11 protein-coding genes are annotated in these 12,774 nt (G+C 69.5%); 8 read left to right on the top strand and 3 right to left on the bottom strand.

All coding sequences use genetic code 11. The annotated features are described in order from the left end of the window. Positions 1–151: 151 nt before the first annotated feature. Together V3W47_RS12855 and V3W47_RS12850 are read left to right on the top strand one after the other, a co-directional pair. On the top strand, positions 152–2,419 hold the full coding sequence (locus V3W47_RS12855; protein WP_331825620.1) for a fasciclin domain-containing protein: 2,268 nt from the start codon (positions 152–154) through the stop codon (positions 2,417–2,419). Positions 2,420–2,550: 131 nt separating this feature from the next. After that, positions 2,551–3,195 carry a fasciclin domain-containing protein gene (locus V3W47_RS12850; RefSeq protein ID WP_331825619.1) on the top strand — a complete coding sequence of 215 codons (645 nt, stop codon included), beginning with the start codon at positions 2,551–2,553 and terminating at the stop codon, positions 3,193–3,195. Positions 3,196–3,257: 62 nt separating this feature from the next. Here V3W47_RS12850 and V3W47_RS12845 read toward each other — a convergent pair whose 3' ends face one another. Further along, a complete protein-coding gene (locus V3W47_RS12845; protein ID WP_331825618.1) occupies positions 3,258–4,091 on the bottom strand; it encodes a metallophosphoesterase family protein in 834 nt (277 codons plus the stop codon). Between the two features lie 105 nt (positions 4,092–4,196). Here V3W47_RS12845 and cysK point away from each other — a divergent pair, with 105 nt between their 5' ends. Then, entirely contained in the window at positions 4,197–5,171 is a 975-nt protein-coding gene (cysK, locus tag V3W47_RS12840) for a cysteine synthase A (RefSeq protein ID WP_331825617.1), read from the top strand. Positions 5,172–5,313: 142 nt separating this feature from the next. Here the strand turns inward: cysK and V3W47_RS12835 are convergent, their stop codons facing one another. Next, positions 5,314–6,132 (bottom strand): DUF937 domain-containing protein, encoded by an 819-nt coding sequence (locus V3W47_RS12835; RefSeq protein WP_331825616.1) that lies wholly within the window; start codon positions 6,130–6,132, stop codon positions 5,314–5,316. 127 nt (positions 6,133–6,259) lie between these two features. Here V3W47_RS12835 and V3W47_RS12830 point away from each other — a divergent pair, with 127 nt between their 5' ends. Together V3W47_RS12830 and V3W47_RS12825 are read left to right on the top strand one after the other, a co-directional pair. Further along, complete coding sequence (locus V3W47_RS12830) at positions 6,260–6,706, top strand: hypothetical protein (RefSeq protein ID WP_331825615.1); 447 nt, start codon at positions 6,260–6,262, stop codon at positions 6,704–6,706. Positions 6,707–6,716: 10 nt separating this feature from the next. Then, on the top strand, positions 6,717–7,340 hold the full coding sequence (locus V3W47_RS12825; protein ID WP_331825614.1) for a DNA-3-methyladenine glycosylase: 624 nt from the start codon (positions 6,717–6,719) through the stop codon (positions 7,338–7,340). A 10-nt stretch (positions 7,341–7,350) separates the two neighbouring features. Here V3W47_RS12825 and V3W47_RS12820 read toward each other — a convergent pair whose 3' ends face one another. After that, entirely contained in the window at positions 7,351–8,421 is a 1,071-nt protein-coding gene (locus V3W47_RS12820) for a methyltransferase domain-containing protein (RefSeq protein WP_331825613.1), read from the bottom strand. Between the two features lie 304 nt (positions 8,422–8,725). On the opposite strand from V3W47_RS12820, the gene V3W47_RS12815 reads away from it, so the two are divergent. From V3W47_RS12815 to V3W47_RS12805, 3 genes are all read left to right on the top strand, one after another. Beyond that, entirely contained in the window at positions 8,726–10,129 is a 1,404-nt protein-coding gene (locus tag V3W47_RS12815) for a TrkH family potassium uptake protein (RefSeq protein WP_331825612.1), read from the top strand. Positions 10,130–10,131: 2 nt separating this feature from the next. Continuing rightward, on the top strand, positions 10,132–11,523 hold the full coding sequence (locus tag V3W47_RS12810) for a TrkH family potassium uptake protein (RefSeq protein ID WP_331825611.1): 1,392 nt from the start codon (positions 10,132–10,134) through the stop codon (positions 11,521–11,523). 73 nt (positions 11,524–11,596) lie between these two features. Beyond that, positions 11,597–12,256: a potassium channel family protein gene (locus tag V3W47_RS12805; protein WP_331825610.1), complete on the top strand. Its 660-nt coding sequence runs from the start codon at positions 11,597–11,599 to the stop codon at positions 12,254–12,256. Positions 12,257–12,774: the final 518 nt, after the last annotated feature.

The following is a 12,774-nucleotide window of genomic DNA, read 5'->3' as shown; positions in this document are numbered from 1 at the left end:
AGATGCTGAGAGGAATGAACCCTCTATGAGCATTCACCCAAATCGGGCGGAACGTTTGTTTATGGCTTCTGTCTGAATGCCCACCAAAGTTGCTTTTTGCATACCCGTGGTGAAGATTGGGAGGCGGACAGTTCAATCCAGAGGTGAATTCATGAAGAAGCAAACCGGCCTGATCACGCTCAGCCTGATGCTCGCGGCCCCCGCGCTTGCGGGAGGCGGCGGCGCGCCCGCAGCCCAGCCCGCAGCGGGGACCTGCCAGCCCATCTCGCAGCTCATCACGACCGACCCGCAGTTCAGCACGCTGCTGACCGCCGTGCAGGCCGCCGGGCTGGCCGAGACGCTGGCGAGCGGGCAGTACACGGTGTTCGCGCCGACGAACGCGGCCTTCGCCAAGGTGCCCAGCGACACGCTGGCGGCGATTCTCAACGATCCCGAGCAACTCCGGGCCGTCCTGCTGTACCACGTGGTCCCCGGCAAGGTGGCCTCGCAACAGGTGCGGGGCCTGCGGAGCGTGCGGACCGTGCAGGGCGGCACCCTCACCGTCAGCGTGTCGGGCACCGCCGTGCGGATCAACAACGCGAACGTGACCCGCGCCGACGTGGCCGCGTGCAACGGCGTGATCCACGTCATCGACACGGTGCTCGTGCCCCCGGCGGCAGCGGCCACCCCGCCCGCTCCGGCGGCGGAGGCTCCTGCGGCTGAGCCTGCTCCTGCGGCGGAAGCCCCGGCAGCCGAGGCACCCGCAGCCGAGGCCCCTGCGGCGGAGGCTCCCGCTCCCGCCGACGCTCCGGCAGCCGAAGCCCCCGCCGAGGCGGCCCCGGCGACTCCCGCCGCGCCTGCCGCCGCCTTCGACATCTCGCAGATTCCCGCGCTGCCCCTGAGCGGTGCCACCGTGAGTTCGACGGGCGCGGCCACCACCACGACCACGGACACGGCGGCCACCACCGACACGAGCACGACGACCACCGACACGGCCACCACCACCACGGACACGGCGACGACCACGGACACCGCCGCGACGACGGATACGGCCACGACGACCACGACCGACACCGCGACCACCACGGATACGGCGACCACGACCGACACGGCCACCACCGACACGGCGGCGGCTGCGCCCGCAGACACGGCGGCGACCGCGCAGGCGAACACGCTGTACGACGTGATCGTGGCGGACGACCGCTTCAGCACGCTGCGTGACCTGCTGAGCGACGCGGGCCTGACCGAGACGCTGACGACCGGGGAGTACACCGTGTTCGCCCCGACGAACGAGGCCTTCGCCGCCCTGCCCGCCGACACGCTCGCCGCGCTTGCCAGCAACCCTGAGGCGCTGCGGCAGGTGCTGTCCTACCACGTCGTGCAGGGCCGCCAGACCGCCGAGCAGCTCGCGGGCGGCACGTCTCTCAACTCCGTCGCGGGCGGTGCCCTGCCCCTGAGCCTGAACGGCACGACCCAGCAGGTCGGCACGGCCACCGTGTCCGAGACGATCACGACGGCGAGCAACGGCACGATCTTCGTGATCAACCAGGTGCTGCTACCCCCCGGCTTCACGGTGCCCACGCCCGCCACCGAGGCCCCCGCCACGGACACCAGCACCACGGGCACGACGACCACGACCGACACCGCCGCGACGACCACGACGACCGACACTTCGGCCACCGGGACGACGGCGACGGGCACGACGGCGACCGGGACCACGACGACCACGCCCTCGGCGACGGCTCCCGCCACCACGGGCGCGGCGACCGGCAGTACCGAGGCTCCAGCCGCGACGGGCACCACGACGACGGACACGTCCACGACTGGGACCACGGCAACGGGGACCGCCACCGGGACGACCGCAACGGGCACGGCAGCCACGGGCACCACGGCGACGGGCACCACCGCGACCGGAACCACGACCACCACGCCGTCCACCACGACGACGGGCACGGTCGCCACGCCCTCCACAGCACCCGGCAGCGGGACGAGCGCCAGCGTCGCCACCTCCACGCGCAACAACACCAGCCTTGCCACGTTGATCGCCAGCGACGACCGCTTCACCACCCTCGCGCGCCTCGTGCAGCAGGCCGGGTTGGCCGAGACACTCGCCGGCGGCACGTACACGATCTTCGCGCCCACCAACGACGCCTTCCTCAAGGTGCCGCCCAGCATGCTGACCGAGCTGTCCTCCAACCCGGAGCGGCTGCGTCAGGTGCTGCTGTACCACGTGGTTCAGGGGCGGGTGGACGGCACGGCACTGGCAAGCGCCAGCCAGCTCATGACCCTGCAGTCCGGCATGTTGACGCTGACCCGCACGGGGACCCGCACCTCCATCGGCAATGCAGCGGGCACGGCGATCATCGAGGCCGGCTCGTCCCTCGACGCGGGCAACGGGACGCTCTACGTCATCGACACCGTGTTGATGCCCGCTCCCTGAGCTTTCACCTGCTCTCGTAGGTCGCACGGCGTGGGGGTTCCCAGAGACCCTCCGAGCACGACGAGAACCCCCGCCCGACGACCCCGTGAGGACGCTTTTCACCCCGATCCCGGACCTTCTGGAGGAATGACATGCAGAACGACACCACCCCGGCCCCCAAAGTTCAGCGCCCCGTTCTTCCCGTGATGGCGGGCCTGCTCGCTGCCCTCAGCCTCGCGGCCTGCGCCCCGGCGACGACCGTCACCGCCACCACCAGCACGACGACCCCGGCGAACACCGCCGCGTCCGCGCCCGCCTCCTCCACGGCCCCCGGCAGCGGGACGAGCGCGAGCGTCGCCACCTCCACGCGCAACAACACCAGCCTCGCCACGCTGATCGCCAGCGACGACCGCTTCACCACGCTCAACACGCTCGTGCAGCAGGCGGGACTGGGGCAGGCCCTGAGCAGCGGCACGTACACGGTCTTCGCGCCGACCAACGACGCCTTCCTCAAGCTGCCGCCCGGCGTACTGACCGAGCTGTCCTCCAACCGTCAGCGGCTGAGCCAGATTCTGCTGTACCACGTGGTTCAGGGGCGGGTGGACGGCACGGCGCTGGCGAGTGCCAACCAGCTCATGACCCTGCAGTCCGGCATGTTGACGCTGACCCGCACGGGGACCCGCACCTCCATCGGCAACAACATGGGGACGGCGATCATCGAGTCCGGCTCCTCCATCGACACGGGCAACGGGACGCTGTACGTTATCGAATCCGTGTTGATGCCCGGCATGCGCTGAACATCATTCCTCTGTCCGGAAGACCGCCCCACGTGGGCGGTTTTTCATGGCTCCGGGCAGGCTCAGCGCGGCGGGTGCTCCCGCAGGAAGGCCGCCCAGGTCCGCGCGTCGCGGGGGTGCCCGTGCGCCTCCGTCCACATCCAGTAGGGCGTGTAGAGGCTGCGGGCGGTGCGAATCTCGTCGCGGAAGATTTCGGCGCTCAGGCCACCCGCCGCGAGTAATCCGTTCGCCTCGAAGCGGCGCAGCACCGGTTCCCGGTCGTAGGGCACGGCGCGGAACTCGGGCCACCACCCGCCCGGCGTGGCCGTCAGCAGGAGGTACTGGGCGCGCGGGTCGCCGTTCGCCGGAGCACCGACCGCGCCCGTGTTCAGCACGAGGACGCCCCCCAGCGTGGCGTGCGCCGGGCGGTGGATGTGCGAACCGACGAGGACGCCCGCCGTGCCCGCGAGCGCCGCCACCCGCTCGGGGTTGGTGCGCTCGCTCAGGCTCTCGCGGTAGTGCTCGGGCGTGCCGTGGGCAATCCGCACGTCGGGCAGGTCGGGGTGGGTGAGGGTGAAGGTCATCGGCCAGTCGCGCATGCTGTCCAGCAACCCCGCCCGGTCGAGCTGTTCGGCGCTCCAAGCCGTCGCCCCCCAGAAGGGATCGGCGAACCAGTCGGGCGGCAACGTCTCCGAGCGGACGTGCCACAGCCGCAGCAGGTCGTCGTGGTTGCCGAGGGTAAAGGTCACGTCGCCCCGCGCGAGCAGCGTCCCCAGCGCCTCCACGGAGTCCGGCCCCCGGTTCACCACGTCGCCATTCACGACGATGTGGTCCACGCCCTGCCCCCCGATGTCGTCCAGCACGGCGCGCAGGGCGTCCGCGTTTCCGTGGATGTCGGCGATGAGGGCGACGCGCACGAGGAGAATTGTAGGGGAGCCGTCAGCGGTCAGCTCTCAGCCGTCAGCAAAAGATTCAGGGCTGATCCCTGATCGCTGAAGGCTGACCGCTCTATCCTCTGTCCCATGATTGACGCCCTCGTAGGCAACACCCCGCTCGTGCAGCTTCGGCGGGTGGTCGAACCGGGGATGGCCGACGTGTTCGTGAAGCTGGAGGGCCTAAATCCCGGCGGCAGCATCAAGGACCGCACGGCGCGCGGCCTGATCGACGACGCCGAGCGGCGCGGGGTGCTGCGGCCCGGCGGCACCCTCGTCGAGCCGACGAGCGGGAACACGGGCATCGGGCTGGCACAGGTGGCGGCGGCGCGGGGCTACCGGCTCATCCTGTGTATGCCCGCCCAGATGAGCGAGGAGCGCAAACAGACCCTGCTCGCCTACGGGGCCGAGCTGGTCCTCACCGACCCCGAACGCCGGATGCTCGCCGCCATCGAGGAGGCCGAGAGAATTGCGCGGGAGACGGGCGCGGTGATGCTGGGCCAGTTCTCCAACCCCGCCAACCCCGCCGCCCACGAGGCGACCACCGGCCCCGAGCTGTGGGCGCAGATGGAGGGCCGCATAGACGCCTTCGTCTTCGGCTCGGGCACGGGCGGCACGATCAGCGGGGTGGGACGTTTCCTCAAGCGGCAGGATAGGGGCGTGCGGGTGGTCGCCGTCGAACCGGCCCGCTCCAACGTTCTGAGCGGCGGCGAGCGCGGCGAGCACGGCTTTCAGGGCATGGGGCCGGGCTTCGTCCCCGAGAATCTGGACCGCTCGGTCATCGACGAGATCATCACCGTCTGGGAGGAGGACGCCTATCCGCTCGCCCGCCGCCTCGCCCGTGAGGAAGGCATCTTCACCGGGATGAGCAGCGGCGCGATGGCGTGGGCCACGCTGGAGGTTGCCCGGCGGCTCGGCCCCGGCAAACGGGTCGCCACCATCGCCTGCGACACGGGTGCCCGCTACCTGACCACCAGCCTCTTCACGGACAGGCCGGGCACGCCGAAGGGGTACAGGCCGTATTCGCGGGAGAAGGTGGAGGAGGGAACGAGGGTGGGGACGTAGGGCAAAGGACGAGCGTTGCTCGTCACCCCTCTCCCCAGCCCTCTCCCGCAGGGGGAGAGGGAGCAAAAGACAGGACCGCCCACGCCATCTGGACGGCCCGCCCTTCATCTTTGAGCTGACGGCTGACGGCTGACCGCTCCCCCTACCTCCGCCCACCCCCGAACATCCCGATCAAATCGTCCAGCGCGTTGCCGTCGCCATCGCGGTCGAGGACGTTATTGAGGGTGCCGATCATGCCGCCCATGTTGCCCGCGCCGCCCATCTGCCCCGTGCCCGCGTGACCAGGCTGGCCGAGCGGATTCTGGACGTAATCGGATTGCGCCGACGTGTCGTGCGTGTAGCCGGGGATAACGGAACCGCCGCCCAGCATTCCACCCTGCTGCTGCGTCTGCGTCTGACCGCCGCCGAGCATCCCGCCGAGGCCGCCCATTCCACCGCCCAGCACCCCGCCGAGGATGCTGCCGATGTCGAAGCCGCCCGCACCGCCCATCTGTCCGCCCATCTGTCCGCCCATCTGTCCGCCCATCTGTCCGCCCGCCATGCCCCCGCCGCCCATCTGGCCCTGCCGCTGACGGCCCAGGTAGGCGAGGACGAGGGGCGCGGCCATCGCCAGCACCTGCATGGCGAGCTGCGGGTCGATGCCCGCACGGCGGCCCACGGCGTTCGCGGCGGCCTGCTGCTGGTTGCCGAAGACGTGCCCGAGAATCTTCTGGCCCTGGCCCGCGTCGGGTGCCTGCCCCTGGCCGAACAGGTCGAGGGCGCTGCCGTCGTGGCGGTCGAGCGCCCCCGAGAGCGCCTGCGCCCCGCCGGGTTGCTGCGCGTTGCGGGTCATCGCGCCGAGGAGGAGAGGCACAGCGGCCTCCATTGCCGCCTGCGTCTGGTCCGGGCGGGTGCCCAGGCGATTGCCGACCGTCTGCTGCGCCTGGCCCATACCGCCGAGCATGTTGAAGATGTCCATCATGGGGGGTGCCTCCTTGAATGTTAGGGATGACGTGGCGAACGTCAGACAGCCTAGCCCCACAGGTGCGGGAGGGAACCTGAACGGTATTGAGGGTTTCCTGACCTCCACTGAGAGGTAGGCTCAAGAGGTGGACGAGCGGAAAAGAGCAGAGGCGTCGGGGCAGCCGGAGGGGGAGGCGTGGAGGCCGGCACCGCCTTCCATCGGAATGCCCGTGTTACTGATGGTGTTCATGACGATAGGGACGCTCTTCAATATGGCGGCCTTGCTCGTCATCCCGGACAACAGAGAGCTCAGATACACCCTCGCCGCGCTGATGCTGGTGCCCGTTCTGTTCGGTTGGTGGCTGTTGGCCCGCCCTCGCCGCCGGGAGCCTGTGACGCCGACCGCTCTCATCCCGGTCCTGCTGGGCATCGCCGCCATGCCGCACTTCTCCCGCATCCTGCTTGGGTTGTCCGAGGAACGACCTGCCAACCTGTTTGACGTGGTGCTGTTGGCGTTGTATACCCTCGCCCTACTTCTCTTCCTCTTCAGAAAGCGCCTTCCCCCTCCGCTCGGTGAACGTGGCCGGCGCTAACCTCGCCCTCATGCCCGCCCCCCTCCCACCGTCCTTTTTCGACCGGGACCCCACGCGGGTGGCCCGCGAACTGCTCGGCGCGTCGCTGGTGCGGGTGCTGCCCGGCGGCGAGCGGCTGGTGGGCCGGGTGGTGGAGGCCGAGGCCTATGACTGCCCACGCGATCCCGCCTGCACCGCCGGGCGCTTCCACGCCGTCCGCACGCTGGCGATGGCGACTGCGCCCGGTCACTGGCTCTTCTGGTCGGCGCACGGGCACCCGCTCCTTCAGGTTGCCTGCCGCGCCGAGGGCGTGTCGGCCAGCGTCCTGATTCGCGCGCTGGAACCGCTGGAGGGCGTCGGCACCATGCTCACCCACCGCCCCGTGACCCGTGAGCGCGACCTGACGAACGGCCCCGCCAAGCTCGTCTACGCCCTCGGGCTGGACCCCGAGCGGGTGGCGGGCCTGCCCGTGAACGGCCCCACCCTCCACCTCCTGCCCGGCGACCCGGTGCCCGACGAGCGGGTGCAAGTGACAGCCAGGGTCGGCATCCTCGCGGGGAAGAACCTGCCGTGGCGTTTTTTGGTGCGCGGCAACCCGTGGGTGTCGCCCGCCGTACCGAGCATGGAGCTGAGCGCGGCCTTGTCAGAGGACTAGGGACGGCCCCTCACGTCTTCCCCAGCAGGTACGCCTTCGGGTGGTGGCCGCCGCTGTAGACCTGAAACAGCTCGCGGGCGTGCCACCTGTTCTGCTCGCGGAGCAGTCGCTCGAACAGGCGGAGTTCGTGGGTGAGGACCACGAGGCGACCCTGACGGCTGCATAAGCGGTGCATCTCGCTCAGGAAGGCGGGGTAGAGGTCCGCGTTGCCGCCGTGCGTGCCGATGGCGTCTCCCCACGGCAGGTCCGAGACGATCAGGTCGAAGGAGCGGGCGGGCAGACCCGTTTGGAGGGCGTCCACCTGCGCGACCTCCACCTGACGCCCGGCGGCGGCGAGGTTGGAGCGGGCGCACTCCACGGCGCGGGGATCAGTGTCCACGCCCACCATCGCGGTGGAGGGGCCGAGGAGCGCCCGCTCGACGAGGAGGGTGCCGCTCCCGCTCATGGGGTTGAAGATGCGGTCCTCGTCGCGCTGGCCCGCGAGCTTGTGCAGGGCGTAGGCAATGGTCGCGTTCAGGCCGCCGCCGAGGTTGCACACCCGCCACGCCCGCGCGGAGAGGGGCCGGGGCGTCATGCGCGCGAGAACCTCCCAGCCGGGGCCGTCCTCCTGGGGCCGCAGGCGGATGAGGAGTTCGCCCTCCTCGCGGCTGAAGGGGAGGTCCAGCGCCCGCTCCAGCTCGCCCGCCAGCCGCTCCATCACGCTCGACTCGCGCCCCGCCGCCGAGAGCCGGAAGGAACGGTGCCCGCCGACGCGCACCACCTCCCCGAGAAAGGCCGCGAGTTCCCCGAGCTGCTGGTGCCCGAGCAGCCCGCGCGGACGGGGCACGTCCCACGCCCGCACCCGGTACACGGCCACCGCTCCGCGCAGCCGCGTCAGGCGTTCGGTATCTCCTGGATACCAGAAGCGCAGTCCCCGGAGGTCGCGCGCCAGCGGCACGGTGCCGAGTTCCGCCGCCGCGACCTCCTCCAGCCCCGGCAATGCCTCCAACACGTACTCGTGGGCGGGCTGGCGGGCGCGGTGGTCGCCCTGGGGGCGTCTTGGGCGGTGGGACGGGGAGTTCGGGCGGGCGGGACGCGGCATAGCAGAGCAGTATAGAGGGCGGGCGGAGGGGTCGGCCCGGCGGCGGGAACGTTTCAACGACTGGTGGGAGAGGTTACGGGTTCCGGGCGGGACGGGCGGGTTTGGCGGACGACGCGGCAGGCGACCCCTCAGTCAGCTTCGCTGACAGCTCCCCTCAAGGGGAGCCTTATCTGCTTCTGCCTCCCTTTCAGGGGAGGTGCCCCGCAGGGGCGGAGGGGTCGCCCACGGCTGAGCCTCCCCCTGTCCATCACCAGATGAACCCCGATGAAGCCCCCCTCCCCGGTGTAGAATCGCCCGTTTCCCTATGGCCCTCTCCCCTCCCCCCCGAACGTCCGGCCCCGCGACGACGGCGCGCGTCCGCAGGCCGCTGCTGGCGCGGTTCAGCCCGCCGCAACTGATCGCCCTGACCTTCGCGCTGGGGCTGCTGGTGGGCGGGCTGATCCTCGCGCTGCCCGTCATGCACGGGGAGGGGCGGCGCGTCTCCTTCCTTCAGGCCCTCTTCACGGCCACGAGCGCCCTGTGCGTGACGGGCCTGAACGTCATCGATCCGAGCCGGGATTTCAACCGGCTGGGGCAGGTCGTCATCCTGCTCCTCATTCAGGTCGGCGGGGTGGGCATCCTGACCTTCGGGACGCTGTTCGCGTTGCTGACGCGGCGACGGGTGAACTACTCCGAGCGCATCCGCCTCGCGCAGCAGGTGAGCGCCTTCAGCGCGGGGGACGTGGTGCCGCTCATCCGCAACATCTTCCTGTACACGTTCATCATCGAGGCGGTGGGGGCCGTCCTCCTCGCCTTCCGCTTCGTGCCGTTGGAGGGATGGGGCCAGGGGTTGTTCTACGCGCTGTTCCATTCGGTGAGCGCCTTCAACAACGCGGGCTTCGCGCTGTACAGCGACAACTACGTCCGCTTCGTGGGCGACGACTTCGTGAGCCTGGTGACGGCCCTCCTCATCATCCTGGGCGGGACGGGCTTTCTCGTGCAACTCAACGTGGTCGCGCACCTCCTCAATCCCCGGCGCAACCGCCTGCTCGTCCATTCCAAGCTCGTGCTGACGATGATGGGCGTGCTGCTCCTCGTCGGCACGCTGAGTTACCTCGCGCTGGAGTGGGACAATCCGAAGACGCTCGCGCCGCTGGCGTTCGGGGACAAGCTGCTCGCCTCCTTCTTCCAGAGCGTCGTGACGCGCACGGCGGGCTACAACACGCTCGATTACGGGGCGATGGAGCTGGCGACCCTGTTCATCACCATCATCCTGATGTTCATCGGGGCGAATCCCGGCTCGACGGGCGGCGGCATCAAGACGAGCACCTTCTACGTGATGATGGCCTCGGCGTGGAGCATGGTGCGCGGGCGCGGTGAGGTCACGCTCTTCAACCGCCGCATCGACCGCGAGACGGTGATCCGCGCGATGACGGTCGGGCTGCTGAGCATCGGCCTCGTGAACCTGATGTTCATTCTGCTGCTCGTGTTCAACTCGCGGGCGGACATCCTGTTCGTGCAGCTCTTCTTCGAGTCAGTGAGTGCCTTTGCCACGGTGGGCCTGAGCATGAACGCCACGCCGCTGCTGAATCCGGCGCAGCAGATCGTCATCATCCTCCTGATGTATCTCGGGCGCATCGGCCCGCTGACGTTCGCGGTCGCCTTCAACAGCCGCGAGGAGGCCGACCTCGTGAAGTATCCCGCCGAGAAGGACATCCTGATCGGGTAGCCATGCGGAGTAACCTCCCCCATCCCCCGCCCCTGCCCGGACGCCCCCGGCGGCCCGTGGTGTCGCGTTTCACGCCGCCGCAGCTCATCGCCGTGGTGTACCTCGTCGGCATCGCGCTGGGCACGGCGCTGCTGCACCTGCCGGGCGTGACGACGCCGGGCGCGGCCCTGACCTCCATCGACCGCCTCTTCACGGCCACGAGCGCCATCTGCATCACCGGATTGGTGGTGGCGGACACCGGGGAGACGTTCACGCGGGCGGGGCAGCTCGTCATCATGGGGCTGGCGCAGGTGGGCGGGCTGGGCATCCTGACGTTCGGGACACTGTTCGCCTTTCTCACGGGGCGGCGGGTGAACTTCACCGAGCGCCAGCACCTCGTCCAGCAGATCAATGCGCTCGACGTGGGCGGGGTGGTGCCCCTCATCCGCATCATCTTTCTGTACACGGTGGTGGGGGAGGTGGCCGGGGCGCTCCTCCTCGCCCTGCGCTTCGTGCCGCAGTTCGGCTGGGGCGAGGGGTTGTACCACGCCGTCTTTCACGCGATCAGCGCGTACAACAACGCGGGCTTCGTGGTCGTGCCGGGCGGAATGGGGCAGTACGCGCAGGACCCCCTCGTCAGCCTCACGATCAGCGCCCTCATCCTGCTCGGCGGGCTGGGATTCCTCGTGCAGCTCAACGTGCTGACGCACCTCCTCAACCCCCGGCGCAACCGCCTCCTCGTGTACTCCAAGCTCACGCTGCTGACGACCGGGCTGCTGGTCGTGCTGGGGACCGTTCTCCTGCTCGTGCTGGAGTGGGCGAACACGCGCACGCTGGGGCCGCTCGCGCCGGGGGGCAAGCTGCTCGCCGCCCTCTTCCAGAGCGTGACGCCGCGCTCGGGGGGCCTCGCCACGGTGGACATCGCGGGGATGACGAGCGCGAGCCTCTTTCTCCTGATCGCGCTGATGTTCGTGGGGGCCAACAGCGGCTCGACGGGCGGCGGCATCAAGACGAGCACCCTCGCCATCCTGGTGGGCAGCGCGTGGAACATGGTGCGCGGGCGCGGCGAGCTGATCGCCTTCGGGCGGCGGGTGGAGTCGGAGAACCTCGTGCGGGCGGGCACCGTGACCACCCTGTACGCGCTGCTGGTGTCGGCGGCCTTTTTCGCTATGCTCGCCACCAATCCCCGGCTCGGCTTCACCGAACTCCTCTTCGAGACGGTGAGCGCCGCCGCCACCGTGGGCCTGAGCCTGAACACCACCCCGCGCATTAACGACGCCGGGCTGCTCATCCTCACCGCGCTGATGTACCTCGGGCGCATCGGGCCGCTGACCTTCGCCACCTCCTTCAGCCTGCGCGGCGGGCAAGGGCGGGGCGTCAAGTACCCGCCGGAGCGCGACATCCTGGTGGGGTAAGGGAACGGGCGACGCCGTGCCGTTCCTCCTCCCGCCCACGCGTTACCCTGTCCCCCGGAGAGAGGACGCCTGAATGAAAACCAAACAATGCCTCGTGATCGGGCTGGGCCGCTTCGGCACCGCCGTCGCCACCACCCTGTACGAGATGGGCCACGAGGTCGTCGCCATCGACCAGAACGAGGAAAACGTCGAGCGGGTGATGAACCTCGTCACCCACGCCGCCATCGTGGACGCCTCCGACGAGCGGGCGCTGCGGAGCATCGGGGCCGCCGACTTCGACGTGGTGGTGGTCGCCATCGGCACCGACGTGCAGGCGAACATCCTCGCCACCATGAACGCCAAGAGCCTCGGTGCCCCCTACGTCGTCACGAAGGCGATTGACGAGATGGCGCGGCGGGTGCTGGAGCGCATCGGGGCCGACCTCGTGATCCGGCCCGAGCATGATATGGGCGTGCGGCTCGCGCGGCAGATCGCCACGCCGAATATTGTGGACACGCTGGACCTCGGCGGGGACTACGCCATCGTGGAGATCGAGGCGAACGAGCGGCTGCGGGGCACGTTGCGGGACCTGAACCTGACGGGGCGGTTCAATGTGCAGGTCATCGCCATCAGCCGGGCGGGGCGGGTGGAGGTGACGCCTCGCGCGGAGGATGAGTTGCGCCCACACGACAAGCTGGTGGTCATCGGGACGGGGCACAGCCTGGATGAGCTTCGGCGGTACCTGGGGGAGTGAGGGGTTTGGGGGGCGGGGCATCTTGCCACGGTTTGCCCCCACCCCCCAGAGGGGGCAGGGGGAGTGGCGCTGCGCTGGGCAAGTGTTTACGGGCCGCGCCCGTGGACGTGTTCTCGGCGTGGCAAGGTGTAATCTTGTTGCGCGCGATTTGGAAGGCCCACCCAGGAAGCTCCGCGAGCAAGGCGTGATGGTGGGATGGGGCGTCGGCTCACGGGTAAGAATTGGCCGTCGAGAGTGACAGTTGTTGAAAAGCAAGAGCCTGAGCCTCTTTTCTCCCTTTCCCCTCGTGGGTGACTCGAAGAGCTGCGAAGCAGAGGGCCGGGGTGAGGGGGCGTGTGACCCACTCCACCGCCCAATCCCCACAAGCAACCCTTTTGCTCCTCCCCCTTGAACGCTTGATGTGCAATGAGAGGAGGTGAACAACGGACGGTGCGAGCATCTGTCAGAACAGGTTGTGACCCCAGTTCTCGATGCCCAGACCGTCCTGACGACACTGTACTGCCTGATTGACGATACCC

The organism is Deinococcus sp. YIM 134068, from assembly GCF_036543075.1.
Lineage (GTDB): Bacteria > Deinococcota > Deinococci > Deinococcales > Deinococcaceae > Deinococcus > Deinococcus lichenicola.
This window is presented reverse-complemented; position numbering and strand designations above follow the sequence as displayed.

Excerpts from the sequence above, each read along its gene's own strand:
- V3W47_RS12855 (WP_331825620.1), top strand. The coding sequence starts at position 152 with ATGAAGAAGCAAACCGGCCTGATCACGCTCAGCCTGATGCTCGCGGCC.
- V3W47_RS12850 (WP_331825619.1), top strand. The coding sequence starts at position 2,551 with ATGCAGAACGACACCACCCCGGCCCCCAAAGTTCAGCGCCCCGTTCTT.
- cysK (WP_331825617.1), top strand. The coding sequence starts at position 4,197 with ATGATTGACGCCCTCGTAGGCAACACCCCGCTCGTGCAGCTTCGGCGG.
- V3W47_RS12835 (WP_331825616.1), bottom strand. The coding sequence starts at position 6,132 with ATGATGGACATCTTCAACATGCTCGGCGGTATGGGCCAGGCGCAGCAG.
- V3W47_RS12825 (WP_331825614.1), top strand. The coding sequence starts at position 6,717 with ATGCCCGCCCCCCTCCCACCGTCCTTTTTCGACCGGGACCCCACGCGG.
- V3W47_RS12820 (WP_331825613.1), bottom strand. The coding sequence starts at position 8,421 with ATGCCGCGTCCCGCCCGCCCGAACTCCCCGTCCCACCGCCCAAGACGC.
- V3W47_RS12815 (WP_331825612.1), top strand. The coding sequence starts at position 8,726 with ATGGCCCTCTCCCCTCCCCCCCGAACGTCCGGCCCCGCGACGACGGCG.
- V3W47_RS12810 (WP_331825611.1), top strand. The coding sequence starts at position 10,132 with ATGCGGAGTAACCTCCCCCATCCCCCGCCCCTGCCCGGACGCCCCCGG.
- V3W47_RS12805 (WP_331825610.1), top strand. The coding sequence starts at position 11,597 with ATGAAAACCAAACAATGCCTCGTGATCGGGCTGGGCCGCTTCGGCACC.